The sequence below is a fragment of the Pseudomonas sp. 273 genome (assembly GCF_029201425.1).
Classification (GTDB): domain Bacteria; phylum Pseudomonadota; class Gammaproteobacteria; order Pseudomonadales; family Pseudomonadaceae; genus Pseudomonas; species Pseudomonas delhiensis.
The window spans coordinates 4,058,483-4,084,616 of record NZ_CP116775.1 but is presented as its reverse complement, the minus strand read 5'-3'; the positions used below and the strand labels follow the sequence as shown (position 1 = coordinate 4,084,616).

Annotated in this window: 24 protein-coding genes and 3 pseudogenes; 16 read left to right on the top strand and 11 right to left on the bottom strand. The window is 68.8% G+C overall.

Annotated elements, in window-relative coordinates; genetic code table 11:
- Positions 1-14: 14 nt before the first annotated feature.
- The 4 genes and pseudogenes from PKO50_RS18580 to PKO50_RS18565 all read left to right on the top strand — a co-directional run bounded on the left by PKO50_RS18580 (position 15) and on the right by PKO50_RS18565 (position 4,764).
- Positions 15-1,112 carry an AI-2E family transporter gene (locus PKO50_RS18580; RefSeq protein WP_109932904.1) on the top strand — a complete coding sequence of 366 codons (1,098 nt, stop codon included), beginning with the start codon at positions 15-17 and terminating at the stop codon, positions 1,110-1,112.
- A 17-nt stretch (positions 1,113-1,129) separates the two neighbouring features.
- Complete coding sequence (locus PKO50_RS18575) at positions 1,130-2,635, top strand: TolC family protein (RefSeq protein ID WP_275626889.1); 1,506 nt, start codon at positions 1,130-1,132, stop codon at positions 2,633-2,635.
- Positions 2,632-3,750, top strand: a complete 1,119-nt coding sequence (locus PKO50_RS18570; protein ID WP_275626888.1) for an HlyD family secretion protein — start codon at positions 2,632-2,634, stop codon at positions 3,748-3,750. The genes PKO50_RS18575 and PKO50_RS18570 overlap by 4 nt, the downstream gene beginning before the upstream one ends.
- A pseudogene (locus PKO50_RS18565) lies at positions 3,740-4,764 on the top strand (DUF2955 domain-containing protein). Before PKO50_RS18570 ends, PKO50_RS18565 begins: the two are co-directional and overlap by 11 nt.
- A 93-nt stretch (positions 4,765-4,857) precedes the next feature.
- Here PKO50_RS18565 and PKO50_RS18560 read toward each other — a convergent pair.
- The 3 genes from PKO50_RS18560 to PKO50_RS18550 form a co-directional block, all read right to left on the bottom strand.
- A complete protein-coding gene (locus PKO50_RS18560; protein ID WP_275626887.1) occupies positions 4,858-6,129 on the bottom strand; it encodes an MFS transporter in 1,272 nt (423 codons plus the stop codon).
- Between the two features lie 99 nt (positions 6,130-6,228).
- Positions 6,229-7,383 (bottom strand): acyl-CoA dehydrogenase family protein, encoded by a 1,155-nt coding sequence (locus PKO50_RS18555; RefSeq protein WP_275626886.1) that lies wholly within the window; start codon positions 7,381-7,383, stop codon positions 6,229-6,231.
- Between the two features lie 59 nt (positions 7,384-7,442).
- Positions 7,443-8,231: an IclR family transcriptional regulator gene (locus tag PKO50_RS18550; RefSeq protein WP_256596019.1), complete on the bottom strand. Its 789-nt coding sequence runs from the start codon at positions 8,229-8,231 to the stop codon at positions 7,443-7,445.
- 320 nt (positions 8,232-8,551) lie between these two features.
- Between PKO50_RS18550 and PKO50_RS18545 the strand changes: the two genes are divergently transcribed.
- The 7 genes and pseudogenes from PKO50_RS18545 (at position 8,552) to PKO50_RS18515 (ending at position 16,603) form a co-directional block, all read left to right on the top strand.
- Positions 8,552-9,337 (top strand): enoyl-CoA hydratase, encoded by a 786-nt coding sequence (locus tag PKO50_RS18545; RefSeq protein ID WP_275626885.1) that lies wholly within the window; start codon positions 8,552-8,554, stop codon positions 9,335-9,337.
- Positions 9,338-9,340: 3 nt separating this feature from the next.
- Positions 9,341-10,869, top strand: a pseudogene (locus tag PKO50_RS18540) (3-hydroxyacyl-CoA dehydrogenase).
- A gap of 33 nt (positions 10,870-10,902) precedes the next feature.
- Positions 10,903-12,105, top strand: a complete 1,203-nt coding sequence (locus PKO50_RS18535; RefSeq protein ID WP_275626884.1) for a 3-oxoadipyl-CoA thiolase — start codon at positions 10,903-10,905, stop codon at positions 12,103-12,105.
- Between the two features lie 22 nt (positions 12,106-12,127).
- Positions 12,128-13,365: pseudogene (locus PKO50_RS18530) on the top strand (CaiB/BaiF CoA-transferase family protein).
- Positions 13,366-13,591: 226 nt separating this feature from the next.
- Positions 13,592-14,341 (top strand): electron transfer flavoprotein subunit beta/FixA family protein, encoded by a 750-nt coding sequence (locus PKO50_RS18525; protein ID WP_275626883.1) that lies wholly within the window; start codon positions 13,592-13,594, stop codon positions 14,339-14,341.
- Positions 14,341-15,270 carry an FAD-binding protein gene (locus PKO50_RS18520; protein WP_275626882.1) on the top strand — a complete coding sequence of 310 codons (930 nt, stop codon included), beginning with the start codon at positions 14,341-14,343 and terminating at the stop codon, positions 15,268-15,270. The genes PKO50_RS18525 and PKO50_RS18520 overlap by 1 nt, the downstream gene beginning before the upstream one ends.
- A gap of 82 nt (positions 15,271-15,352) precedes the next feature.
- Positions 15,353-16,603 (top strand): OprD family porin, encoded by a 1,251-nt coding sequence (locus PKO50_RS18515; protein ID WP_275626881.1) that lies wholly within the window; start codon positions 15,353-15,355, stop codon positions 16,601-16,603.
- A 57-nt stretch (positions 16,604-16,660) separates the two neighbouring features.
- On the opposite strand, the gene PKO50_RS18510 is transcribed toward PKO50_RS18515, so the two are convergent.
- Positions 16,661-17,194, bottom strand: a complete 534-nt coding sequence (locus PKO50_RS18510) for a DUF488 domain-containing protein (RefSeq protein WP_275626880.1) — start codon at positions 17,192-17,194, stop codon at positions 16,661-16,663.
- A 12-nt stretch (positions 17,195-17,206) separates the two neighbouring features.
- Complete coding sequence (locus PKO50_RS18505) at positions 17,207-17,416, bottom strand: DUF2945 domain-containing protein (RefSeq protein ID WP_109936407.1); 210 nt, start codon at positions 17,414-17,416, stop codon at positions 17,207-17,209.
- 248 nt (positions 17,417-17,664) lie between these two features.
- Between PKO50_RS18505 and PKO50_RS18500 the strand changes: the two genes are divergently transcribed.
- Genes PKO50_RS18500 through PKO50_RS18485 form a run of 4 tightly spaced genes read left to right on the top strand, consistent with a single transcriptional unit; the run spans position 17,665 to position 20,815 of the window.
- Positions 17,665-18,195 carry an iron transporter gene (locus tag PKO50_RS18500; RefSeq protein ID WP_275626879.1) on the top strand — a complete coding sequence of 177 codons (531 nt, stop codon included), beginning with the start codon at positions 17,665-17,667 and terminating at the stop codon, positions 18,193-18,195.
- Positions 18,196-18,254: 59 nt separating this feature from the next.
- Positions 18,255-18,581: a cupredoxin domain-containing protein gene (locus PKO50_RS18495; protein WP_275626878.1), complete on the top strand. Its 327-nt coding sequence runs from the start codon at positions 18,255-18,257 to the stop codon at positions 18,579-18,581.
- Between the two features lie 12 nt (positions 18,582-18,593).
- Positions 18,594-19,445 (top strand): FTR1 family protein, encoded by an 852-nt coding sequence (locus PKO50_RS18490; RefSeq protein WP_109936409.1) that lies wholly within the window; start codon positions 18,594-18,596, stop codon positions 19,443-19,445.
- Positions 19,442-20,815 (top strand): 4Fe-4S binding protein, encoded by a 1,374-nt coding sequence (locus PKO50_RS18485; protein WP_275626877.1) that lies wholly within the window; start codon positions 19,442-19,444, stop codon positions 20,813-20,815. The genes PKO50_RS18490 and PKO50_RS18485 overlap by 4 nt, the downstream gene beginning before the upstream one ends.
- Before the next feature lie 15 nt (positions 20,816-20,830).
- On the opposite strand, the gene PKO50_RS18480 is transcribed toward PKO50_RS18485, so the two are convergent.
- Positions 20,831-21,010, bottom strand: a complete 180-nt coding sequence (locus PKO50_RS18480; RefSeq protein WP_275626876.1) for a hypothetical protein — start codon at positions 21,008-21,010, stop codon at positions 20,831-20,833.
- A 154-nt stretch (positions 21,011-21,164) separates the two neighbouring features.
- Between PKO50_RS18480 and PKO50_RS18475 the strand changes: the two genes are divergently transcribed.
- Positions 21,165-22,442, top strand: coding sequence for a putative porin (locus tag PKO50_RS18475; protein WP_275626875.1), 1,278 nt, complete (start codon positions 21,165-21,167; stop codon positions 22,440-22,442).
- Between the two features lie 1,485 nt (positions 22,443-23,927).
- Here the strand turns inward: PKO50_RS18475 and PKO50_RS18470 are convergent.
- The 5 genes from PKO50_RS18470 to cydB form a co-directional block, all read right to left on the bottom strand.
- Complete coding sequence (locus PKO50_RS18470) at positions 23,928-24,101, bottom strand: hypothetical protein (protein ID WP_158546448.1); 174 nt, start codon at positions 24,099-24,101, stop codon at positions 23,928-23,930.
- A gap of 63 nt (positions 24,102-24,164) precedes the next feature.
- A complete protein-coding gene (locus PKO50_RS18465; RefSeq protein WP_275626874.1) occupies positions 24,165-24,542 on the bottom strand; it encodes a hypothetical protein in 378 nt (125 codons plus the stop codon).
- Positions 24,543-24,578: 36 nt separating this feature from the next.
- Positions 24,579-24,878 (bottom strand): cyd operon YbgE family protein, encoded by a 300-nt coding sequence (locus PKO50_RS18460; protein ID WP_275626873.1) that lies wholly within the window; start codon positions 24,876-24,878, stop codon positions 24,579-24,581.
- Positions 24,859-24,975, bottom strand: a complete 117-nt coding sequence (gene cydX, locus PKO50_RS18455) for a cytochrome bd-I oxidase subunit CydX (protein WP_089392208.1) — start codon at positions 24,973-24,975, stop codon at positions 24,859-24,861. The genes PKO50_RS18460 and cydX overlap by 20 nt, the downstream gene beginning before the upstream one ends.
- 12 nt (positions 24,976-24,987) lie before the next feature.
- Positions 24,988-26,124 (bottom strand): cytochrome d ubiquinol oxidase subunit II, encoded by a 1,137-nt coding sequence (gene cydB / locus PKO50_RS18450; protein ID WP_109936419.1) that lies wholly within the window; start codon positions 26,122-26,124, stop codon positions 24,988-24,990.
- Between the last annotated feature and the right edge of the window lie 10 nt (positions 26,125-26,134).

The following is a 26,134-nucleotide window of genomic DNA, read 5'->3' as shown; positions in this document are numbered from 1 at the left end:
GGGAGTGCATGACCATGCAACCGAGCTTCAGGCTGGACGGCAGGCTGTCGCGGGACCTGCTCGACCTGTTCATCCGCGCCGGCCTCATCGCCGTGCTGGTGGCCTTTTCCTTCCAGGTGTTCCGGCCGTTCCTGGAGCTGATGCTCTGGGCGCTGATCCTGGCGGTGACCCTCTACCCGCTGCAGTGCCGCTTGCGGCAACGCCTGGGCGGGCGCGACGGCCGCGCCGCGACGCTGATCGTGCTGCTGGCGCTGGCCCTGCTGCTGGTGCCGGTCTACCTGCTGCTGGTGTCCCTGGGCGACTCGCTGGAGCAGTTGCTGGCCCTGCTGCGCAGCGGCGACTGGAGCCTGCCGGCACCGCCCGACGCGGTGGCCGGCTGGCCGCTGGTGGGGCCGCGCCTGCACCAGGCCTGGCTGTCGGCCTCCGGCGACCTCACCAGCGCGCTGCAGCGCCTGCTGCCGCACCTCAAGGGCAGCGGCCGCGCGCTGCTGGGGGCGCTGGCCAACGTCGGCGCGGCCTTCCTGCTGTTCGTCGCGGCGCTGATCATCGCCGGCATCTGCATGGCCTATGGCGAGCGCGGCCACCACGCGGCCCAGCGCATCGCCACGCGGGTTTCCGGGCCCGAGCGCGGCCCGCGCATCGTCACCCTGTGCACCGCCACCATCCGCGCAGTGGCCCAGGGGGTGATCGGCATCGCCTTCATCCAGATGCTGCTGGTGGGCGTGGGGTTCGTCGCCATCGGCGTGCCGGGCGCGGGCATCCTCGCCCTGGTCGTGCTGCTGCTGGGCATCGTGCAGTTGCCGGCGACGCTGGTCACCCTGCCGGTGATCGCCTACGTGCTGGGCACCCAGGGCGTGGCGCTGGCGACCATCGTCTTCACCGTCTACAGCCTGGTCGCGGGCCTGGCCGACAACGTGCTCAAGCCGCTGCTGCTGGGGCGCGGCGTCGACGTGCCGATGCCGGTGGTGCTGCTCGGCGCGCTGGGCGGCATGGTGGTGCAGGGCATCATCGGCCTGTTCCTCGGCCCGGTGATCCTGGCGGTGGCCTACAACCTGTTCTGGCAGTGGGTGGACGAACAGGACGCGCCGGCCGACCCCGGGCAGCCGGATTGACCCGGCGGGAATCGCCCATGGGCCGACGCGCCAGCCTATTGTGCCTGTTGCTCGCCGGCTGCACCCAGGTCGGGCCGGACCACCGCACGCCGCCCACGCCCTGGGTGGAGCACTGGAACACGCCGGCCCTGGAGCAGGCCGGCCACGTGGTGGCCAGCCCGGACCTGCGCCGTTGGTGGGCGGTGTTCGCCGACCCCACCCTGGAGGCCCTGATCGACGAGGCCGACGCCCACAACGGCGACCTGCGCGTGGCCGGGCTGCGCGTGGCCGAGGCACGCGCGCAACTGGCCATCGTCCGCACCGGGCGCTACCCGCAACTGCAGCAATTGCGCGGCGAGAGCCTCTACCTCAAGCGCGACCAGTCCGGCCCGGGTGCGCAGGACTCGGTGTTCTGGCAGTCCAGCGCGGGCTTCGACATCGGCTGGGAAATCGACTTCTGGGGCCGCTTCAGCCGTGCCATCGAGGCCGCCGACGCCGCCTACTTCGCCTCCGGCGCCAACTACGCCGACGCCCAGGTGCTGCTGCGCGCCCAGGTGGCGGACACCTACTTCGCCCTGCGCACCGCCGAGGCGCGCCTGGACATCGCCCGGGAGAACGCCCGGCGCCAGGCGCGCAGCCTCCAGATCACCGAACGGCTGTTCCGCCATGGCGAGAACGACGAGCTGGACTGGCAACAGGCGCGCACCCAGTACCTGGCGACCCAGGCGACCATCCCCGAGTTCGAGAACCAGGTGAACGCCCTGCGCAACACCCTCTGCGCCCTGGTCGGCCGCCCGCCGGGGCCGATGCCGGAGCTGGACGCGCGCCGCGGCCAACTGCCGCTGCCCGACCGCGCGGTGCTGCAGGACGTGCCGGCCAGCCTGCTGCTGCGCCGCCCGGACATCCGCGCCGCCGAGCGGGCGGTGGCCGCGCAATCGGCGCTGGTAGGCGTCGCCGAGGCCGACCTGTACCCCGCGCTGAGCCTGCTGGGCAGCATCGGCTGGAGCTTCGTCTCGGCGCACAACCTGCCCGACAGCTTCGACCTCGCCGCCGGCCCCAGCCTGCTCTGGAACCCGCTGGACCATGGCCGGCGCAGGAATGCCGTGCGCGTGGAGGACGCCCGCCTGCAGCAGCTGATCGAGCTGTACCAGCAGGACGTGCGCCAGGCCGCGCGCGAGGCCGACGACGCCGCCAGCGGCCTGGTCCGCGCCCTGGACAGCGCGCGCATCCGTCAGGACGCGGCGCAGGCCGCCGAGCGCTCGCTGAACCTGGCCAGCGCGCAGTACCGCGAAGGCTTCGCCGACTTCCAGCGGGTGCTGGATGCCCAGCAGCTGCTGTTGCAGCAGCAGGACGGCTACCTGGTCAGCCGCGGCAACGCGGTGGGCGGCCTGGTGGCCCTGTACAAGGCCCTCGGTGGCGGCTGGGACGACAGCCGCGCCCTGGTCGACGCGGCCACCCGCCGGCAGATGCAGGGGCGCACCGACTGGGGCGAGCTGCTGGACGCGCCGGCCCCCACAGCCCAGGAACGAGGTGAGGCGCCATGACCGACAGCCCCGCGAACCCGGCCCCGCCGGCCCCCGAGCCCGCCGCCCCGGCCCCGGAGCGCGGCGTGCGTGGGGTAATGCTGGTGATTGTCCTGAGCCTGGCCTGGTACCTGCTGGCCGACCGCTTCACGCCCTACACCCAGCAGGCGCGGGTGCAGGCCTACGTGGTGCCGGTGACGGCCGAGGTGGCCGGCCAGGTGAAGCGGGTGGCGGTGGGCAACAACCAGGAAGTGCGCAAGGGCGAGGTGCTCTTCGAGCTGGACCAGGAGCAGTACCGCATCTCCCTGGCCCGCGCCGAGGCGGACCTGGACACGGTGCGCCGGCAGATCGGCGCCAACACCGCCGGCATCGACGCCGCACGGGCCTCGCTGGCTGCGGCCCAGGCCAACGAGCGCAAGGCCCGGCAGGACAGCGAGCGCCTGCAGCGGCTGTACCGCGAGGACCCGGGCACGGTGTCGGTGCGCCGCCTGGAGAGCGCCCAGGCGCTCCGCGAGCAGGCGGCCAGCCAGGTCGCCGCGGCCCGCGCCGAGGTGGAGCGGGCCCGCGAGCAGCAGGGCGGCCAGGACAGCGACAACGCCCAGCTGCGCAGCGCCGCCGCCACCGTCGAGAAGGCCCGCCTGGACCTGCAGCGCACCCTGGTCCGGGCCGAGTCGGACGGGCTGATCACCGACCTGCGCACCGACGTCGGCCACTACGTCGGCGCCGGCAGCCCGGTGATGACGCTGATCGCCATCCACGACCTGTGGATCAGCGCCGACATGACCGAGAACAACCTCGGCCGCCTGCGCCCCGGCGCCCCCGTGCTGGTGGTGCTCGACGCGCGCCCCGGCGAGCTCTTCCATGGCCGGGTGCGCAGCATCGGCTACGGCGTCAGCGTCGGCCAGAGCACGCCGCCGGGCAGCCTGCCGACGGTGCAGAACAGCCGCGAGTGGCTGCGCCCGGCGCAGCGCTTCCCGGTGATCGTCGAGCTCGACCGCGACGAACTGGCCGACAGCGCCAACCTGCGGGTGGGGGGCCAGGCCGAGGTGATGGCGCTGACCGGGGAGGGCAACCCGCTGAACCTGCTCGGCCGCCTGTTCATGTGGTTCATGAGCTGGGTGTCCTATGCCTATTGAATTGCGCCGCCGGCGCGCGCTGCGCCTGGCCTGGGGCACCGCCTCGTGCCTGGCGGCCAGTTTCGGCCTGGGGCTGCCGGTGCCCATCCTGGCGCCGATCTTCGCCCTGTTGCTGCTGGCCCTGCGCAGCCAGCCGCTGCCCCTGCGCCTGGCGCCGGCCCTGGCGCTGCTGGTGCTGTGCAGCGCCGGCAGCGGCCTGCTGCTGATCCCGCTGCTGGTGCACACCCCGGCCAGCGGGGTGCTGCTGGTCGGCCTGGGGCTGTTCCTCTGCTTCCGCTATGCCCTGCGCGGCGGCAACGCGCTGCTGGCCAACTTCCTGGTGATCGGCCTGAGCATGGTCTCGGCCGCCGGTGCCAGTGACTTCGGCCTGGCCCTGGCGGTGGTCGAGGCCATGGCCAAGGGCATGCTGCTGGCGGCGCTGAGCGTGACCCTGGCGCACGTCCTGTTCCCCGAGCCTGCGGACGCGCCGTCGCTACCGGCGCCGCCCTGCCGGCCGCCGAGGACAGCGCCTGGATCGCCCTGCGCGCCACCCTGATCGTGCTGCCGGCCTTCCTCCTGGCGCTGATCGCGCCGGACCGCTTCATGCCGCTGGTGATGAAGGCCGTCAGCCTCGGCCAGCAGAGCTGCGAGACCAGTGCGCGCCAGGCCGGCCGCGAGCTGATCGGCTCGACCCTGCTGGCCGGCGCCCTGGCCATAGCCGCCTGGAGCGCCCTGAGCCTGTTCGCCCACCTGTGGATGTTCTTCCTCTGGGTGCTGCTGTTCGCCCTGCTGCAGGCGCGCCGGCTCTATGCGGTGGTGGCGACGCGGCAGGGGCCGGGGTTCTGGATGAGCTGCCTGACCACCCAGCTGATCCTGCTCGGCCAGTCGGTGCAGGACAGCGCGGCGGGGCAGGACGTCTACCGCGCCTTCGCCGTGCGCCTGGCGCTGTTCCTGGCGGTGTCGGTGTATGCCTGGGCGATGTTCCGCTGGCTGGAACGCCGGCGCGGGTTGCGTTTGCGCAGGGCCAGGGCCTAGCGCCGCTGCCGCCGGGGCCGGCAGTCGCCGGCGGCATGCCCGTGCCTGGCGGCATGGGGCCCGGCGCCGTTGCGGCGCCGGGCCTTTCACAGGTCACTCGCTCTGCGGGTCGAACTGCTTGTCGCGGATCAGCAGGGCGGGAATGATGCCGCAGACGAAGTAGGCGGCGCCCATGACCAGGAAGCCCGCGCCGATGGACACCTGGGTGGCCAGGAAGCCGATGGCCGCCGGGGCGATGGCCGCGCCGATGCGACCGATGTTGTAGGCGCCGCCCACGGCGGTGCCGCGGTAGCGGGCGGCGAAGCTCTCGGTCATGTAGGTGGCGTTGACGCCGTAGGGGATGCCGTAGAGGAAGCCGAACACCACCAGCATCCAGAGAATCGCCTCGGGGCTGTGGTAGAGCACGATCACCGGCAGGAACACCGCGGTGCCCAGGGCGCCGAAGGCGAACACCTTGCGCCGGCCCAGCCAGTCTGAGGCGACGCCGGCCAGGACCTTGCCGAGGATCATCGCCGCGTAGGTGCCCACCAGGTAGGCGGTCATGGACTTGAAGTTCATGCCCATCTCGGTTTCCAGGTAGGAGGGCAGCCAGTTGTTCACGCCGTAGTAGCCGAACTGCAGGAAGCCCGCCGTCAGCGACCAGAAGATGAACATGCTGCGGGCGCGGCGGTCGCCGAAGATCATGCGGAACGCGCCTTCGGGCTTCTTCTCGGCGACTTCCTGCAGGCCCATGGCCTTGCGCCGCTTGCGCTCGGCCTGGGCTTCCGCCCAGGCGGCCGGCTCCGGCACCAGGCGGCGCATGGCCACCGCCAGCACGACCGGGATGATCGCGACGTAGAACAGGTAGCGCCAGCCGTAGCTCGGCAGGATCCAGCCGGCCAGCAGCGTGGCGACGATGTAGCCCACCGACCAGCCCGCCTGCAGGGTGCCCAGCACCGTGGTGCGGTACTTGGTGGGCACGTATTCGGCCATCAGGGTATTGCAGGCGACGTAGAGCGCGCCCAGGCCCAGGGAGGCGACGAAGCGCGCCGCGGCGAACTGCCAGTAGCTGTGGGTCAGGCCCAGCATGGCGGTGCCGACGGAGAACAGGACGATGGTCCAGACCACGGTGCGCACCCGGCCGAAGCGGTCGCACGCCCAGCCGCCGTAGATGCCGCCGATGGCCATGCCGGCCAGGGTGAAGCTGCCCAGGCTGCCGGCCTGGACGTTGCTCAGGCCGAACTCGGCCTTCAGGCTGGTGAGGCTGTAGGACAGCAGCATGAGGTCGGCGCCGTCGATCAGCAGGCCGATGAAGCAGAACAGGAACACGATCACCCAGGTCTTGCTCTGGGTGGTCGCTTGGGAGGTCGAAGCAGTGGTTTCCATGGGCGAACTACCTGTTGTATTTATTCGTGGGCCGGGGTTGCCGGCCCATCGGTAAGCCTGCGGCTCGCCGCCCGGCGGGGCAGGGCGGCGAGGGGTCGTTCAGTGCGTGGCCTCGCGGATCATGTTGCGGGCGATGACCACCTGCTGGATCTGCGTGGTGCCTTCGTAGATGCGGAACAGCCGCACGTCGCGGTAGAAGCGCTCGATGGCGTACTCGCTGACGTAGCCGGCGCCGCCGTGGATCTGCACGCAGCGGTCGGCGACGCGGCCGCACATCTCGGTGGCGAACATCTTGGCGCAGGAGGCCTCGGTGCTGACGTTGCGGCCTTCGTCGCGCTTGCGCGCGGCGTCCAGCACCATGCAGCGGGCGGCGTAGATTTCCGCCTTGCTGTCGGCGAGCATCGCCTGGATCAGCTGGAACTCGGCGATCGGCTTGCCGAACTGCTTGCGCTCCAGGGCGTAGCGCAGGGCGTCGTCGAGCATGCGTTCGGCGGCGCCGACGCTGAGCGCGGCGATGTGCAGGCGGCCCTTGTCGAGCACCTTCATGGCGGTCTTGAAGCCCACGCCCTCGACGCCGCCGATCAGCTGGCTGGCCGGCACGCGCACGTTGTCGAAGATGACGTCGCTGGTGTGCGCGCCCTTCTGGCCCATCTTGTGGTCCGGCTTGCCCAGGGAGATGCCCGGGGTGCCGCGCTCGACGATGAACGCGCTGATGCCGCCGGCGCCCTTGATCTCGGGGTTGGTGCGCGCCATCACGGTGTAGATGCCGGCGTGCGGGGCGTTGGTGATGAAGCGCTTGGTGCCGTTGAGCACGTAGTGGTCGCCCTCGCGCACGGCGCTGGTCTTCAGCGAGGCCGCGTCGGAGCCGGCGTCCGGCTCGGTCAGGCAGAACGAGCTGAGCAGCTCGCCGCTGGCGAGCCTGGGCAGGTAGTGGCTCTTCTGCTCCGGCGTGCCGTCGATCAGGATGCCGATGGAGCCGATGCCGTTGTTGGTGCCGATGTAGGAGCGGAAGGCCGGGGAGGTGCGCCCCAGTTCGAAGGTGATGTTCACCTCTTCTTCCATGGTGACGCCCAGGCCGCCGAATTCCTCGGGGATGGTCAGGCCGAACAGGCCCATCTCGCGCATCTGCTCGATGATGTCCTGGGGAATGGCGTCGGTTTCCGCGACTTCGTTCTCGCGCGGTATCAGCACCTCGTCGACGAACTGGTGGATGGAATCCAGAAGTATCTGCAGCGTCTCTGGGTCTCGGATCATGTGCTCTCCTCAAGGGCCCGCCGGGCGGGCCTGTCTGGCAGGGCACCGTCACCCGAGCATCAGCGAGCGGCGGCACCTATGTTGTTGACCATGTTGATCAGGCGGGGCCCGATGTCGTCCTCGAGCTTCTCGCGTGGCAGCTGGAAGCTCGGTCCGCCGCAGTTGAAGGCCAGCAGCCCGTACTGCGGATGTACCAAGGGCACGGCGACGGAGTTGACGTCGCGGTGCCATTCACCGATCGACAGGCAGTAGCCGTAGTCGGTGAAGTCCCTGAAGGCGCGGTCCAGGCCCTTGCGGATGGCCGGCCAGTGTTCCGGTTCGCGCTCGCGGATGTGGTCGAGCAGGAACTCCCGTTCGTTCTCCGGCATCGCCGCCAGGCACGCGCGGCCCACCGAGCTCACCGCCAGCGGCAGGTAGCTGCCGATCTGCCGGCGCATCGTCATGTTCCCCTGGCCCTGGACCACGTCCAGGTACACCATCTGCAGGCGGTCGCGGGCGGCCATGGCCACCGCCGCCTGGGCGTGGTTGGCCAGTTCCTCCATCAGCGGGTGGGCCACCGCGCGGATCGACAGGTTCGACAGCATCGCGTAGCCGAAGCCCAGCACGCCGACGTCCAGCTGGTACTTGCCCGAGTGCACCTCGCGCTTGAGGCAGCCCAGGCGCATCAGGGTGTTGGTCAGTCGCGTCACGGTCGGCTTGGGCAGGCTGGTCTTGCGCGCCAGGTCCTGGTTGCTCAGCACGTTTTCCCGTGGCGTGAAGCAACGCAGGATTTCCAGGCCGCGAGCCAGGGCCGTGACGAACTGGCCGCTGTTCTCCTCCTCGCTCAGTGCCGTGGCGGGGTCGAACATCCCCCGTTCCAACAGGCCGATCTCACCTTCGTTTTTCGTCGGCGCAGCCGAATCCAGCTCCGTCTTGTTGCGGCGCATGGTAGAACCCTTTTCCGAGAAAATCAATAAAATAAAATTCAGTTTCGTCAGACGAAATTATAAAGGGTTTTCCGGTCTGCGTAAAATTGTCGCTGAGACATTTATCAACTTGTTGTTTTTAAAGTTAAAAATAACTTATCCGAACGGATGCCGTTTACAGCGTCGAGCGATGATCACTATGATTAATTTGAAATACGGAATGTAGTTTCGTCAGACGAAACAATACTGAGGCCCAAACGAGCATGAGCACCCAGCACCCCAGCGTGGTCCACCGAACCCTCCAGGCCGATGGCGTGGCGGTGGTCCGCATCGACCGCCCCGAAGCCCGCAACGCCCTCAACGCCGCCGTGCGCCAGCAACTGGCCGAGCACTTCCGCGCGCTGGCCGACGACGGCCAGGTGCGGGCCATCGTCCTGACCGGGGGCGAGGAGTGCTTCGTGGCGGGCGCGGACATCCGCGAGTTCGCCCAGGCCAGCCCCATCGAGATGTACCGCCGGCACACCGAGCTGCTGTGGGAGGCCATCGGCCGCTGCCCCAAACCGGTGATCGCGGCGGTGAACGGCTTCGCCCTGGGCGGCGGCTGCGAGCTGGCCATGCACTGCGACATCATCGTCGCCGGCGAGTCGGCGCGCTTCGGCCAGCCGGAGGTGAAGCTCGGCCTGATGCCCGGCGCCGGCGGCACCCAGCGGCTGATCCGTGCGGTGGGCAAGTTCCAGGCCATGCGCCTGGCCCTGACCGGTTGCCTGGTCAAGGCGCCGGAGGCCCTGGCGATGGGCATGGTCAGCGAGGTGGTGGGCGACGCGCAGACCCTGCCGCGCGCCCTGGCGCTGGCCGCCGAGATCGCCGCGCTGCCGCCGCTGGCCGTGGCGCAGATCAAGGAAGTGATGCTCGCCGGCGCCGACCTGCCGCTGGACAGCGCGCTGACCCTGGAGCGCAAGGCCTTCCAGCTGCTGTTCGATTCCAGGGACCAGAAGGAGGGCGCCGCCGCCTTCCTCGAAAAACGCCAAGCCAGCTTCCAGGGGGAATGATCCATGACGCGTGACATCCAACGCATGGCCATCGTCGGCTCCGGTGTGATGGGTAGCGGCATCGCCCAGATCGCTGCCCAGGCCGGCATCCGGGTGAAACTCTTCGACGCCCGCGAGGGTGCCGCGCAATCGGCGCGCGACAACCTCGGGCGCACCCTCGGCAAGCTGGCGGAGAAGGGCAAGATCAGCGCCGAGGACGCCGATGCCACGATGGCCCGCCTGCTGGTCGCCGGCTCCCTGGCCGAGCTGGCCGACGCCGAGCTGGTGGTCGAGGCCATCGTCGAACGCCTGGACGCCAAGCAGGCGCTGCTGGCCGAGCTGGAGGCGGTGGTCGCCGCCGACTGCATCCTGGCGACCAACACCTCGTCGCTGTCGGTCACCAGCATCGCCCGTGGCTGCAAGCACCCCGAGCGGGTGGCGGGCTTCCACTTCTTCAACCCGGTGCCGCTGATGAAGGTGGTCGAGGTGATCGACGGCCTGGCCAGCGACCCGCAGGTGGGCGACCGCCTGCAGGCGGTCGCCGCGCGCATGGGCCACCGCGGCATCCGCGCCAAGGACACCCCCGGCTTCATCATCAACCACGCCGGGCGCGCCTACAGCACCGAGGCGCTGCAGATGCTCAAGGAAGGCATCGCCGAGCCGGCCGACATCGACCGCATCCTGCGCGAGGGCCTGGGCTTCCGCATGGGGCCGCTGGAGCTGTTCGACCTGACCGCGCTGGACGTCTCGCACCCGGTGATCGAGTCCATCTACAACCAGTTCTACCAGGAGCCGCGCTACCGGCCCGCGGCGCTCACCCGGCAGATGCTCGAGGCCGGCTTCGTGGGGCGCAAGGTGGGCCGCGGCTTCTACCGCTACGAGGACGGCCGGATGATCGACCCGCCGGCGCCGCAGCCGGTGCCGCGGGTGGCGGCGCTGCCGCCGGTGTGGCTCAGCGCCGAGAACGACGAGGATCGCGAACGGCTCGCCGGGCTGCTGAAGACGCTTGGCGCAACCCTGGAGCAGGGCGCACAGCCGAGCAGCGAGGCGCTGTGCCTACTGGCCCCCTACGGCATCGACGCGACCACTGCGAGCCTGCGTTTCGGCACCGACCCGGCGCGCACCCTGTGCATCGACCCGCTGCTCGACCTGCAGCGCCACCGCTGCCTGATGCAGAACCCGGCGACCGCCCCGGCCATGCGCGATGCCGCCCATGCGCTGCTGGCCGCCGATGGCGTCGGCGTCACGCTGATCAACGACAGCGTCGGCTTCGTCGCCCAGCGCGTGCTGGCGCTGATCGTCAACCTGGCCGGCGACATCGTCCAGCAGCGCATCGCCAGCGTCGACGACCTGGACGAGGGCGTGCGCCGCGGCCTGGGCTACCCGCAGGGGCCGCTGGCCTGGGGCGACGGCGTCGGCGCCGCGCGGCTGCTGACGATACTGGAACGCATGACCGACCTGACCGGCGATGCCCGCTACCGCCCCGGCCCTGGCTGCGCCGCCGCGCCGCGCTGGGGCTGTCGCTGCGCCATGCCGAGCCCGCGCTGGGCTGAGGCCCGGCGCTTACCCGATCCAAGGAGACTTCCATGCTCAACGCCTTTATCTACGCCGGCCTGCGCACCCCCTTCGGCCGCCATGCCGGGGCCCTGGCGCCGGTGCGCCCGGACGACCTGGCCGCCCACGTCATCCGTGAACTGCTCGCCCGCCACGGCGTGCCGGGCGACGCCATCGAGGACGTGATCCTCGGCAACACCAACCAGGCCGGCGAGGACAGCCGCAACGTCGCGCGCCATGCCGCGCTGCTGGCCGGGCTGCCGGTGACGGTGCCGGGCCAGACGGTCAACCGCCTGTGCGCCAGCGGCCTGGCCGCCGTCATCGACGCCGCGCGGGCGGTGACCTGCGGCGAGGGTGAGCTGTTCGTCGCCGGCGGCGTCGAAAGCATGTCCCGCGCGCCCTTCGTCATGGCCAAGGCCGAGGCGGCCTACAGCCGCGACCTGGCGGTGTTCGACAGCACCATAGGCGCGCGCTTCCCGAACCCGCGGATCGTCGCCGAATTCGGCAACGACAGCATGCCGCAGACCGGCGACAACGTGGCCCGCGAATACGGCATCGGCCGCGAGCAGGCCGACCGCTTCGCCGCGGCCTCCCAGGCGCGCTACGAGGCGGCCCGCCAGGCGGGCTTCTTCGCTGGCGAGATCGTCCCGGTGAGCGTGCCCACCGGGCGCAAGACGCCGCCGAAGGTGATCGAGCAGGACGAGCACCCGCGCCCGGACTCCGACGAAGCGGCGCTGGCGCGCCTGAAGCCGCTGTTCGAGGGCGGCGTGGTCACCGCTGGCAATGCCTCGGGGGTGAACGATGGCGCGGCGGCGTTACTGATCGGCTCGGCGGCGGCTGGCGAGCGCCATGGGCTCCAGCCGCTGGCGCGGATCCTTTCCGCAGCGGCGGCGGGGGTGGCGCCGCGCATCATGGGCGTCGGCCCGGTCGAGGCGATCAACAAGGCGCTGGCGCGCGCCGGCCTGGGCCTCGCCGACATGGACATCATCGAGATCAACGAGGCCTTCGCCTCCCAGGTGCTGGGCTGCCTGAGCGGCCTGGGGGTGGCCTTCGACGACCCGCGGGTCAACCCCAACGGCGGCGCCATCGCCGTCGGCCACCCGCTGGGGGCTTCCGGCGCGCGGCTGGCGCTGAGCGCGGCGCGACAACTGCAGCGCAGTGGTCGACGCTATGCGGTGGTCAGCCTGTGCATCGGCGTGGGCCAGGGGCTCGCCATGGTTATCGAGCGCGTGTGAACGCGCCAGTGAGGATATGAAGATGGGTGCTTTGAGCGGATACCGCGTACTCGACCTCAGCCGTGTCCTGGCCGGCCCCTGGTGCGGCCAGATACTGGCCGACCTGGGCGCGGAGGTGATCAAGATCGAACGGCCCGGCGTGGGCGACGACACCCGCGGCTGGGGCCCGCCCTACATGAAGGCGGCGGACGGCGCGGACAGCCCCGAGGCGTCGTACTACCAGTCGACCAACCGCAACAAGCTGTCGGTGGCGCTGAACCTGGCCACCCCGAGGGCCAGGCGCTGGTGCGCGCGCTGGCCGGCGAATGCGACGTGCTGATCGAGAACTACAAGGCCGGCTCGCTGGCCAAGTACGGGCTGGACTACGCAAGCCTGTCGCAGCTCAACCCGCGCCTGGTGTACTGCTCCATCACCGGCTTCGGCCAGACCGGGCCGCGCGCCGAGGAGCCCGGCTACGACTTCATTATCCAGGGCATGGGCGGGCTGATGAGCATCACCGGCGAGAAGGACGGGGTGCCCGGCGCCGGCCCGCAGAAGGTCGGCGTGGCGGTGTCCGACGTGATGACCGGGCTGTACTCGGTGGTCGCCATCCAGGCCGCGCTATTGGCGCGGGAGAAGACCGGCCGCGGCCAGCACTGCGACATGGCCCTGCTGGACGTGCAGGTGGCCATGCTCGGCAACCAGAGCCAGAACTACCTCGCCACCGGCCGCTCGCCGGGGCGGCAGGGCAACGCCCACGTCAACATCGTGCCGTACCAGGTGTTCTCCGGCAGCGACCGGGACTTCATCATCGCCTGCGGCAACGACAGCCAGTTCGTTGCCCTGTGCGAGGCCATCGGCCTGCCCGAGCTGCCCAGGGACCCGCGCTTCGCCCGCAACGCCGACCGCGTGCGCAACCGCGAGGTCATCGTCGGCCAGCTGGCCGAGCACTTCCGCAAGGACAGCGCCGACAACTGGGTGGCCCGCATCCACGCGGTCAAGGTGCCGGTCGGCGTGATCAACGACATCGGCCGCGCCCTGGACGAGCCGCAGGTGCTGGCGCGGGACATGCTGGTGGAGATTCCCCACGCCCTCAACCCCGGCTTCAGGATGGTCGGCAGCCCGCTCAAGCTGTCCGAGACGCCGGTGCAGTACCAGCGCCCGGCGCCCATGCTCGGCGAGCACACCGACGAAGTGCTCAGGTGCCGGCTGGGGCTGGACGAGGCACGCCTGGCCGAGCTCAAGGCCAAGGGCGTGATCGAGCAGCTCGGCGAGGGCTGAGGGCGGCCTGTGACGTGTTCGCGAGCAAGCTCGCTCCTGCAGGGAGATACCTGCTCTTCGTAGGAGCGAGCTTGCTCGCGAACCCATCCCGCTGCCGAGGCCATTCCGGAGCGCCTGTCCGGGGCGCTCCGGGCCCGACCTCGGAGCATCGCGTGACCAAGGTCAAGCGGCGGATAACCGCGAACGGTTATTCGCCCTACGCACCTGCAACCAAGAGGAGAATCGAATGAAGGTATTGGTCGCGGTAAAGCGCGTGGTCGATTACAACGTGAAGGTCCGCGTCAAGGCGGACAGCTCCGGCGTCGACCTCGCCAACGTGAAGATGTCCATGAACCCCTTCTGCGAGATCGCCGTGGAAGAGGCCGTGCGCCTGAAGGAAAAGGGCGTCGCCAGTGAAGTGGTCGTGGTCTCGGTCGGCCCCGGCGCTGCCCAGGAGCAACTGCGCACCGCCCTGGCCCTGGGGGCCGACCGCGCCACCCTGGTCGAGACCGACGCCGAGCTGGGCTCGCTGGCCATCGCCAAGGCCCTGAAGGCCGTGGTCGACCAGGAGCAGCCGCAGCTGGTCATCCTCGGCAAGCAGGCCATCGACAGCGACAACAACCAGACCGGCCAGATGCTGGCCGCGCTGACCGGCTACGCCCAGGGCACCTTCGCCTCCAAGGTCGAAGTCGCTGGCGGTCAGGTCAAGGTCACTCGCGAAATCGATGGCGGCCTGCAGACCGTCGCGCTGGAGCTGCCGGCGATCGTCACCACCGACCTGCGCCTGAACGAGCCGCGCTACGCGTCGCTGCCGAACATCATGAAAGCGAAGAAGAAGCCGCTGGACGTGGTGACCCCGGACGCCCTCGGCGTTTCCACCGCTTCCACCGTGAAGACCCTGAAAGTGGAAGCTCCGGCTGCCCGCAGCGCCGGCATCAAGGTCAAGTCCGTGGCTGAACTGGTCGAGAAACTGAAGAACGAGGCGAAGGTGATCTGATGGCTGTTTTGGTTATTGCAGAGCATTCGAATGGCGCGCTGGCTGCCGCCACCCTGAATACCGTCGCTGCCGCGCAGAAGATCGGCGGTGACATCGCCGTGCTGGTCGCCGGCGCGAACGTCGGCGCCGTGGCCGAAGCCGCCGCCAAGATCGCGGGCGTTGCCAGGGTGCTGGTCGCCGACGCCGCCGCCTATGCCCACCAGCTGCCGGAGAACATCGCGCCGCTGGTGGTTTCCATCGCCCAGAACTTCACCCATGTGCTGGCCCCGGCCACCACCAGCGGCAAGAACTACCTGCCGCGCGTGGCCGCGCTGCTGGATGTCGACCAGGTCTCCGAGATCGTTGACGTGGTCAGCGCCGACACCTTCAAGCGCCCGATCTACGCCGGCAACGCCATCGCCACCGTGCAGTCCTCGGCGCCGGTCAAGGTCATCACCGTGCGCACCACCGGCTTCGACGCCGTCGCTGCCGAAGGTGGCAGTGCCAGCATCGAGGCGCTGGGCGAGGTCTTCGATGCCCGCAGCTCGGCCTTCGTCGGCGAAGCGCTGGCCAAGTCCGACCGTCCGGAACTGACCGCCGCGAAGATCGTGGTCTCCGGTGGCCGCGGCATGGGCAACGGCGACAACTTCAAGCTCCTCTACGCCCTGGCCGACAAGCTCGGCGCCGCCGTCGGTGCCTCCCGCGCCGCGGTCGACGCCGGCTTCGTGCCCAACGACATGCAGGTCGGCCAGACCGGCAAGATAGTCGCGCCGCAGCTCTACGTAGCGGTGGGCATCTCCGGTGCCATCCAGCACCTGGCGGGCATGAAGGACTCGAAGGTCATCGTGACCATCAACAAGGACGAGGAGGCGCCGATCTTCCAGGTCGCCGACTACGGCCTGGTGGGCGACCTGTTCGAGGTCGTCCCCGCGCTGGAAAAGGCCGTCTGAGCCGACCCCCAGCCCATCCCTTGCCGGGCCGGCGTCCAGCGGCCCGGCGTTTCGCCAACACCCCTGCAAAGAAACAACAACAATGAAGATTCGCCGTACCCCTGTGCTGGTCCCCGGACTGGCGCTGCTGCCCCTGTTCGCCCATGCCGACTTCCTGGCCGACAGCAAGGCCAGCCTCGAAATGCGCAATTTCTACTTCAACCGCGACTACCGCCAGTCCGGCGCGACGCAGTCCTACTCGGAGGAGTGGGCGCAGGGCTTCCTGCTGCGCTACGAATCCGGCTACACCGAGGGCACCGTCGGCGTGGGCGTCGACGCCCTGGGCCTGCTCGGGCTGAAGCTGGACTCCAGCCCCGACCGCTCTGGCTCCGGCCTGCTGCCGTACTCGGCCAGCGACCGCCGCGCCGCCGACGACTACAGCGACCTGGGCCTGACCGCCAAGCTGCGCCTGTCCCGCAGCACGCTGAAGGTCGGCACCCTGCTGCCCAAGCTGCCGGTGGTGCAGTACAACGATACCCGCCTGCTGCCGCAGACCTTCCAGGGCGCGCTGGTGGAGTCGAAGGAACTCGACGACCTCGACCTGCAGGCCGGCCAGCTGCGCCAGGTCAAGCAGCGCGATTCGTCCAACGCCGAGGACCTCGGCATCACCCGCGGCAACAAGCGCAACATCAGCGCCGGCAGCCACCTCACCAGCGACCGCTTCAACCTGGCCGGCGGCACCTACCGCTGGAGCGAAAACCTCAGCACCAGCTACCACTACGCCAATCTCGAAGACCTCTACCGCCAGCACTACCTGGCTCTGCTGCACGTCCTGCCGATCGCCGCGGGCCAGTCGCTGAAGTCCGACATCCGCTGGGCGCGCTCCAGCGACGACGGCGGCAGCAACGTCGACAACCGCGCGCTCAACGCGATGTTCACCTACAGGCTGGACAACCACGCCTTCGGCCTGGGCTACCAGCGCATGTCCGGCGACACCGGCTTCGCCTACCTGGCCGGCACCGACCCGTACCTGGTCAACTACGTGCAGATCGGCGACTTCGCCAACAAGGACGAACGCTCCTGGCAACTGCGCTACGACTACAACTTCGCCGCCCTGGGCCTGCCCGGGCTGAGCCTGATGACGCGCTACCTGCGTGGCGACGACATCGACCTGCTCGATGGCCAGGGCGACGGCAAGGAGTGGGAGCGCGACACCGACGTCGGCTACGTGGTGCAGGGCGGGGCGCTGAAGAACCTCGGCTTCAAGGTGCGCAACAGCACCTTCCGCAGCAGCTTCGGCAACGACATGGACGAGACGCGGCTGATCGTCAGCTACAGCCTGCCGCTCTGGTAAGGCGAGGGCGGGCCGGAAGGGCGTCGCGTTCCGGCATCCGCCTGCGGCCCGCAGGGCTCAGGCCGCGGGATAGGCGACCGAGCCATCCGCCTGGACGACGGCGCCGGCCGTCAGCCGGGCGGGTTCCAGGCGGCCTTCGGCCATGATGTGGAAGACCGTCTCGCCCCGGGCGATGAGGTAGTCGCTGACGATGCGGCGGTGGCACCGCCACCACAGGGCTTCCGCGCACATGATCGCGCAGCGCCGCTGGCGCCCGGCCTCCAGCAGCTGCTCCAGGCCCTGGTGGAACGGCGCCGAGAGCGCGTAGTCGGCGTAGTTGTGGAAGCTGCGGTTGGCCCAGAAGCCATTGACCTGCGCCGGCAGGCCCCGGGCCTTGCCGCGCAGCCCGCCGAGCGCGGCCAGGTGCTCGTAGCCGATGCCGCAGCCCGCCAGCGCCGCGGGAAGCGTATCGGCATTGAACTGCGGGTTGCTCGCGGAGCGCGGAACCTTGCGGATGTCCACGACCCGCTCGACGCCGGGCCCGCGCAACAGCTCGACGAACGCCTCCAGGCTGCGGTTGGAATGGCCGATGGTGAAGAACGGAAGCTTCACGCGCCGCCCGCGTCACGCCGGGGTGAGGGCGCTGCCCTTGTGCGCCGCGACGTGGTCGGTCCTGTCGCTCTTGATCTCGTACTGCGGCTCGTCTTCCGAGGCGTGATGGCGGTGGCCCTTGTAGTCGAAGTCGCGGGTGTGGATGGCGATGATCGTCCCCGACACCCGGCCGGCCTCGGAATTCCAGCTCACATGGTCGCCAATCTCGAATCGCTTGCTCATCGCCCAGGCTCCTCTTCGATACGGGCGCCGTCCGGGGCCGGGCAGGCCATATCGGAAATCGACGCCGCGAAAGTGGAAGTGCTCAGCTTAGCCCAGTTGCCGATACGGGGCGGCAGGCCCTCATGGCCCTGCCGCGCAGGCTTTGCGGATTTACCTCAGGAATTCTTGATACAAATCATTCTCAATAGCGTCGATTGGCGCCTAAATGCGGGCTCGTGATTCCCCATCCCCGAGCCAAGGAGAAGACCATGCGAATCAACCGTGCCGTTCCCGTGATACTGGCGCTCGCCGCCCCGTTCGCGGCGGCCAAGGAATACCCCATCGGCGCCCCGCAGGCCTGCGGCGGGATGGAGATCGGCGCGGTGTACCTGCAGCCGATCGAGATGGACCCGCCAGGGATGATGCGCGCCGCCGCGCAGTCCGACGTGCACCTGGAGGCCGACATCGCCGCCACCGCCGACAACCCCAACGGCTTCCAGGAAGGCAGCTGGATTCCCTACCTGCGGGTGGCCTACGAACTGCGCAAGGACGGCAGCGACCAGGTCCTCAAGGGCGACTTCCACGGCATGGTGGCCAGCGACGGCCCGCACTACGGCGATAACCTCAAGCTGCTCGGGCCAGGCAAGTACCACCTGACCTACACCATCCTGCCGCCGTCGGAAGCCTCCATGTTCGGCCGCCACGTCGACAAGGAAACCGGCGTGGCGCCCTGGTTCAAGGAATGCAAGGTGGAATACGACTTCACCTATGCCGGCATCGGCAAGAAAGGCGGCTACTGATGCGCGGGCCGCGCCCGCTGCGGGTGCGGCGTTCCCTTCCCGAGAGTCGCGAGGCCGTCATGTTGCGCTCGTTCTTCTGCCTGTTGGCATTGTCGTTCGCCGTTGCCGCGAAGGCGGCGCCGCTCCCCACCTATGAGCTGACCATCAGTGATGGCCATTTCACCCCCCAGACACTGGAAGTCCCCGCCGGGCAGCGCTTCAAGGTCGTGGTGCGCAATGCCGGCAGCGGGCCGGCGGAGTTCGAGAGCACGCCACTGCGGGTGGAGAAGGTGCTCTCGCCGGGCGTCACCTCCTTCGTGGTGATCCACCCCCTGCGCCCCGGCCGTTATCCCTTCTTCGACGAGTTCCACATGGACCTGCCGCAAGGCGAGATCGTGGCGCACTGACCCGGAGCTAGCATGCTGCAATCCCTGTTCATCGTCTGGCGCGAAAGCGTCGAGGCGCTTCTGGTCGTCGGCATCCTGCATGCCTGGCTCTGCCATCGCCCGGAGCCGGCGCGCGGCCTGCGCATGCTCTGGAGCGGGGTGATGCTGGGCGTGGTGCTGGCCTGCTCGCTGGCCGCGCTCTTCATGCTGGCCGGGGAGTGGCTGGCGGGGCCGTCCGGCGAATGGTTCCAGGCCGCCATGGTGCTCTGCGCCAGCCTGCTGATCCTGCAGATGGTGGTGTGGATGCACCGCCACGGGCGCGGCATGAAGCGCCAGCTGGAGCATGACGCCGAGCGCAGCCTCGCCGAGGACGGCGGCTGGGGCGTGCTGCTGCTGGCGATGCTGGCGGTGGCCCGCGAAGGCAGCGAGACGGTGGTGTTCCTCTATGGCATCGGCGCGCAGCAGGGGGCGGACTGGACCTGGTTCGCGCTGGGCGGCGTGCTCGGCTTCCTGCTGGCGCTGGCCACCTACGCCGCGCTGCAGTGGTCCTCGCGGATACTGACCTGGCGGCGCTTCTTCCGCGTCAGCGAAGTCCTCCTGCTGCTGCTCGGCGGCGCCTTGCTGATGGCGGCGCTGGACCGGGTGGCGGGGCAGGTCATGGCGCTGGACCTGCCCGAATGGTGCTACGGGCTGTTCGGCGACCCGCTGTGGGATACCTCCGCCTGGCTCAGCGACGGCCATGGCCTGGGAGCGGCCCTGGCCGGGTTCGCCGGTTACCGCGCCGCGCCCTCGCTGCTGGCGGTACTGCTGCTGCCGGCCTACTGGGCGCTGGCGAGCTACCTGTGCCGGCGCGGCGAGCACCACGCCGAGGCCCGGCTGGCATGAGCGACGCACCTTCCCCGCTGGCCCGGCTGGGGGACGGCATGCGCCGGCATGCCGGGTTGATCCGTGCGCTGCAATGGGCCGTGGTGCTGTTCTACGCGGTGCTGCTGGTCGTCCCGGCCTGCCTGGACCTGCCCCCGCCGCAGGCGCGCATGCTGGACAACCTGGCGGTGTTCGCGCAGTTCGTGTTCTGGGGCATCTGGTGGCCCTTCGTGCTGCTGTCGATGCTGCTGTTCGGGCGGCTCTGGTGCGGGCTGTTCTGCCCCGAGGGCGCGCTCAGCGAATGGGCGAGCCGGCACGGCCGCGGGCGCGGCGTCCCACGCTGGATGCGCTGGGGCGGCTGGCCGTTCGTGGCCTTCTGCCTGACCACCCTGTACGGGCAACTGGTCAGCGTCTACGACTACGCGCTGCCGGCGCTGCTGATCCTCGGCGGCTCGACCCTGGCGGCGATGCTGGTGGGGTTCCTGTACGGGCGTGGCAAGCGTGTCTGGTGCCGCTACCTGTGCCCGGTAAGCGGCGTGTTCAACCTGCTCGCGCGGCTGGCGCCGGTGCACTTCCGCGTCGACGAACAGCGCTGGCTGGCCAATGCCGGGCCGCACCTGCCGACGCCCAACTGCGCCCCGCTGATCGACATCCGCCGCATGACCGGCTGCGCCGACTGCCATTCCTGCGGCCGCTGCAGCGGCCAGCGCGGCGCCGTGGCCCTGAGCCCGCGCTGGCCGAACGAGGAAATCGTCGTCCACGGCCAGCGCACGGAAAGCCCGTGGCCCGTGCGCCTGCTGCTGTTCGGGATGATCGGCCTGGCCATGGGCGCCTTCAACTGGACGCTCAGCCCCTGGTTCATCGCGCTCAAGCAGGCGGGCGCGGAATGGCTGGTGGCGCGGGGCATCGTCTGGCCGCTGGAGGCCAACGCGCCCTGGTGGGTGCTGACGCACTACCCGCAGAACAACGACGCCTTCACCTGGCTCGATGGCGGCGTGCTGGTGGTCTACGTGCTGGCCTGGGCGCTGCTCATGGGCGGCTGGCTGACAGCGGCGCTGCGCCTGGCCGGCCGGGTGGCGGGGCAGGGCCGGGCAGTGTATGCGCACCTGGCCCAGGCGCTGATCCCGCTGGGAGCCTGCGGGCTGTTCCTGGGGCTTTCGGCCACCACCGTGAAACTGCTGCGCTACGAGGGGCTGGCCCTCGGCTGGGTACAGCCGGCACGGGCCCTGCTGCTGGCGGGCGCCTGCGCCTGGACGCTGTGGCTGGGCTGGCGGATCCTCCGCCGCCACGGCGTTCCGCCCCTGCGCCAGCCAGGCGCCCTGGCCTGCCTGGCGCTGGCCTGCGTGCCGGTGCTGGGCGGCTGGTGGTTGATGTTCTGGGGTTGGAGCTGAAGGGGCGAGGCCAGTCTATTGAGTGACTCGGAAGAACTTCCATTCGACCGAAATAGAAGGGTTCTTCACTTTTAAAATGCTAGGTATTTCCCGCTCGCCAATATAGCCGCTGCGCGTAAAAACACCCTCGCCAAATAGTATATGAATCCGCAGTTCATAAGGGCTGCAAGGGCTCTTGATGTTCTGCTTGTTCATGTCCCGCCTTTGTCTGAAACCATTCTGAAATATTCAAAAAACAAGAATCTGCCCCGGTTTGGGGACAAGGTCTTCGCCTGTGGCGGAGAACTTTGTGGGAACCGAATTAATTGGGTGGCAGTTGCCGCCTTTATCGGATTTCAGGAGATTCTTGATGCGTAGTATTTCTGCACTGGGCGGGATGGGGATTTGTGCCGGGGCATTGCTCGTTCTGAGTGTTCCGGCGCAGGCGGGGGTCGATGCCAGGCTGTTGGAAATGCTCAAGGCCAATGGCTCGATCAGCGCCGCCCAGTACACCGAACTCACGGCCGAACTGGACAAGGAGAACCAGGTCGCCGCGGAACAGGCCAAGGCCAAGAAGGAGCAGATGAGCGCCTTCGAGCAGAGCATCGCCTGGGCCGCCAGGACCCAGGTGAAGGGCGACGTCCGAGTGCGCCAGGAAACCGTGCATGCGCAGAACAGCGGCACCAAGGGGGACCAGAACCGCCAGCGCATCCGCGCCCGGGTCGGCTTCTACAGCCAGATCAACCCGCAGGTGGACACCGGCATCCGCATTGCCACCGGCAGTGGCGACGATGCCCGCTCCACCAACCAGAGCATGGACAACTACTTCGACAAGAAGCAGCTGTGGCTGGACCAGGCCTATATCGACTTCCACCCCGCCGCGGTGAAGAACCTGCACCTGATCGGCGGCAAGATGAACCAGCCGTGGGTCAGCGAAGGCGACGTCATCTGGGACGGCGACATCAACCCCGAAGGCCTTGCCGTCACCTACAAGTATCCGCTGGGTGGCAGTGCCGAACTCTTCGGTAGCGCGGGCTACTTCGACCTGAAGGACAACGTCGATGGCGAAGGTTATGCGTTCCAGCATGACCTGCGCCTGTACAGTGGCCAGTTCGGCACGCGTTTCAGCCCCGTCGACGGCATCAAGGCGACCCTCGGGGCGAGCCTCTACGCGTACGACAACGATGCCGACAGCGCTTGCGGTTCGGCCACCACGACGCCGTGCCAGCTTTCCGCCAATGGCAATACCACCAAGGACTTCCGCCTCTACGAAGGTTTCGGCCAGTTGGACTTCGGCAACCTGCCGGTTCCGCTTTCGCTTTACGGCCAGTATGTGGTCAACCAGGCGACCGACAGTAATGCGGATACGGCCTGGCTGACCGGTGCAAAGACCAGGCTGGGTGATTTCAGCTTCGACTACAACTATCGCGACGTGCGGCGCAACGCGGTGGTCGGCGCCTTTACCGATTCGGACTTCGCCAATGGCTATAGCGCATCCCGCGGCCACAAGTTCAAGGTCGCCTACGATATCGACAAGAACTTCGCCCTGGGCGCCACTTACTTCATGGCCAAGTCGGACGCTGCCAGTGGTACGCGTAACGATGCGGACATCGATACGCTGCAACTGGACCTGGAAGCCAAGTTCTAGGTTTGTTGCGAATTAACAAACCTTTTTCGAAGTATCAGTTAATACCGCGTGTTCCATATATCGAGGGTCGCCCGTTGACTTCATTCAAACCGCCTTGAGTTCGTGAATGCCGGCTTCGGCCGTCCGATTCATTCCCCTTGGCCGCCACGACGACCCCATGCGTCGTGGCGGCTTTTTCATGGGGGATCAGAGAGCTTTGTGTAGGAGCGGGCCCTGCCCGCGAAATCGCGCGCAGGGCGCGCTCCTACATGGGAATGGTGCCGGTGGGGCGGCAAGGAGCGAATCTCATCCGCGAACCGCGCCGGAACCTCCGGCTATCGCGGACAAGGTCCGCTCCTACGGGGGAGCAATACCGTGTTTCCCGGCAACCTGTAGGAGCGGGCCCTGCCCGCGAAATCGAGCGCAGGGCGCGCTCCTACATGGGAATGGTGTCGGTGGGGCGGCGTAGGAGCGAATCTCATCCGCGAACCGCGCTGGAACCTCCGGCTATCGCGGACAAGGTCCGCTCCTACGGGGGAGCAATACCGTGTTTCCCGGCAACCTGTAGGAGCGGGCCCTGCCCGCGAAATCGAGCGCAGGGCGCGCTCCTACATGGGAATGGTGTCGGTGGGGCAGCGTAGGAGCGGATCTCATCCGCGAACCGCGGCGGAACCTCAGGCTATCGCGGACAAGGTCCGCTCCTACGGGGGAGGAATACCGTGTTTCCCGGCAACCTGTAGGAGCGGGCCCTGCCCGCGAAATCGCGCGCAGGGCGCGCTCCTACATGGGAATGGTGTCGGTGGGGCAGCGTAGCGGATCTCATCCGCGAACCGCGCCGGGACCTCAGGCTATCGCGGACAAGGTCCGCTCCTACGGGGGAGAAATACCGTGTTTCCCGGCAACCTGTAGGAGCGGGCCCTGCCCGCGATTTCGCGCGCAGGGCGCGTTCCTACATGGGAATGGTGTCGGTGGGGCGGCAAGGAGCGGATCTCATCCGCGAACCGTGCCGGAACCTCCGGCTATCGCGGACAAGGTCCGCTCCTACGGGGGAGAAATACCGTGTTTCCCGGCAACCTGTAGGAGCGGGCCCTGCCCGCGATTTCGCGCGCAGGGCGCGTTCCTACATGGGAATGGTGTCGGTGGGGCGGCAAGGAGCGGATCTCATCCGCGAACCGTGCCGGAACCTCCGGCTATCGCGGACAAGGTCCGCTCCTACGACAGGCGGAACGACGGAGCCGGGGCCAACGGCGGATAACGCCTGGAGCGTTATGCGCCCTACGGTGCGATGGGGGAGCGCCCGAGGGCGGGATAACCGGCCGGCGTCCTTGCCTGGCCCCCTCGGGCGCTCGGTTTCACTATGTTTCCGCCTGAGGTCCGGAGCGATTGACCGGGATCAATGCCTGCGGGCTGTTTCCGTGCGCAATGGCCGCACCGTTCAGTTGTCGTTCAGGTTTGGCGCTTCTTGCCCCGGGCCGGTGGGGCCATTCCCGCCAGGCCCTGGCAGGATCAGCTTCCTTGCACCCAGTCGCGGGGATCCTGGGAGAAGTAGTGCCTGTTCAGGTCCAGGGCGTCGTAGGCGGCGGGATCGGCGTCGCGCTTCTCCCGGGCCTTCTCCAGCTGGGCGCAGCCCGTGGAGAAGAGAATGGCGAGCAACGGAATGACGATGGAAAGGCTTTTCATGTTCGAACCTGCCAGGTCGAGTTGAACCGGAATATGGGGTTTGTGGTGCCGTCGGATGGCCCGCTAGCGTGGAGGGCCTTCCGTTGTGCAGATGCCGCTGCCCGCTGCCGGGGCGGCATGGAACCTCAGCCAGAAGGCCTCGCGGCACGTGGAGTCGAACGTCATGCGCCTGGGCTGCACCGCGGCGGCCACAGGGCCGTCGCGAACGACCTCGTAGGTGATCCAGCACTCGGCGCACAGCAGGGTTTCATCCGGCGGGTAGTCGTCCCGTTCCAGCATGCGGCGGATGATCACGCCATCGCTGAACTCGTAGGTGGAGATCGACTGCCGGACTTCGAAGCCATTCTCATGCCAGTGGGTGCTGGTGGTGCTTTCGCGGACGATCCGGGGCTGCGTCGAGGTACCCAGGATCGCCGCTGCGTAGTGGGCCAGGTGGTGCATGGGCGTGGTTCTTTCGATGTGAAGGGAAGGGCGGCCTCAGCTCGTCCGCACGTAGAGCAGCAGGCCATAGCCCAGCAGCATCAGCGGCCAGGCCATGGCCGGCCCGAACAGCAGGGCCCACAGCCGGCCACGGGGGTCGAAGCCCACCCCGTGGACGAAGCCGCCGCTCACCCCGAGCATCACCAGCATCAGCAGGCCATGGCTGTAGCCGCCGTGGGCATCGAGCATCAGCGCCGGGTGGATCAGCAGCACCAGCGCCAGCGGCGCCGCCAGCAGCAGCGACAGCGCGCGGCTCCAGCGGCGGCACAGGGCGCGTTCAGGACTGGCGGCTGTCATCGCTGTCCAGGTCCTGGGTGGTTTCCAGCCAGAGGGCGTTGATGATGCCGAAGCTGCAGGCCAGCAGCACACCGAGAATCCAGGTGAAGTACCACATGCTTGTCGCTCCTCAGTAGAGTCCGTGGGGGTTGGCGTCGATGTGCCCGCGGCTCAGCCGGCCCCACATGCGCACGTAGCCCCAGAGGGTGTAGCAGAGGATCAGCGGGACGAAGATGCAGGCCACGGCGAACATGATGCCGAGGGTCTTGTGGCTGGATACCGCGTCCCACAGGGTCAGGCTGGCCGCCGGGTTCTCGCTGGAGGGGAAGACGAAGGGGAACAGCGCGAAGCCGGCGGTGCAGAGCGTGCCGACGATGGCCAGGGCGCTGCCGAGGAAGGTCAGGCCGCCCTTGCCGCCGCTGGCGCTGGCCAGGGCGATGAGCCCGCCGAGGATGCCCAGCGCCGGGGCGAGCATCGTCAGCGGCTGGCGGTGGTAGTTGGCCAGCCAGCCGGCGTTGTCCAGCGTCACTGTCTTGTGCAGCGGGTTGAGCACCGCGTTGCCGTCCACCGCCGAGACCAGGCTGAAGCCGTGCATGCCCAGGCTGACCCAGAGCCCGGCGCCGATGAAGGCCGCCAGGTACGCCAGCGCGCACAATTGCGCGGCGCGGCGCGAGCGTTCTGCCAGCTCGCCGTCGGTACGCAGCATCAGCCAGGCGCCACCGTGCAGGCAGAGCATGCTCAGGCTGACCACCCCGGCGAGCAGGGCGAAGGGGTTGAGCAGGGCGAAGAAGCCGCCGTGGTAGGCCGGCCGCATCAGCTCGTCGAGGGTGAAGGGCAGGCCCTGGAACAGGTTGCCGAAGGCCACGCCGAACACCAGCGCCGGGACGAAGCCGCCGACGAACAGCGCCCAGTCCCAGGCCTTGCGCCAGCGCGGGTTCTCCAGCTTGCTGCGGTAGTCGAAGCCCACCGGCCGGCAGAACAGCGCGAACAGCACCAGCAGCATGGCCCAGTAGAGCCCGGAGAAGGCGGTGGCGTAGACCATCGGCCAGGCGGCGAAGAGGGCGCCGCCGGCGGTGATGAACCACACCTGGTTGCCGTCCCAGTGCGGGGCGATGGTGTTGATCGCCACGCGCCGCTCGTGGTCGTCCCGGGCGACGAAGGGCAGCAGCGCCATGGCGCCCATGTCGAAGCCGTCGGTGAGGGCGAAGCCGATCAGCAGCACGCCGATCAGCACCCACCAGGTGATCTTCAGGGTTTCGTAGTCCATGGCGGGCTCC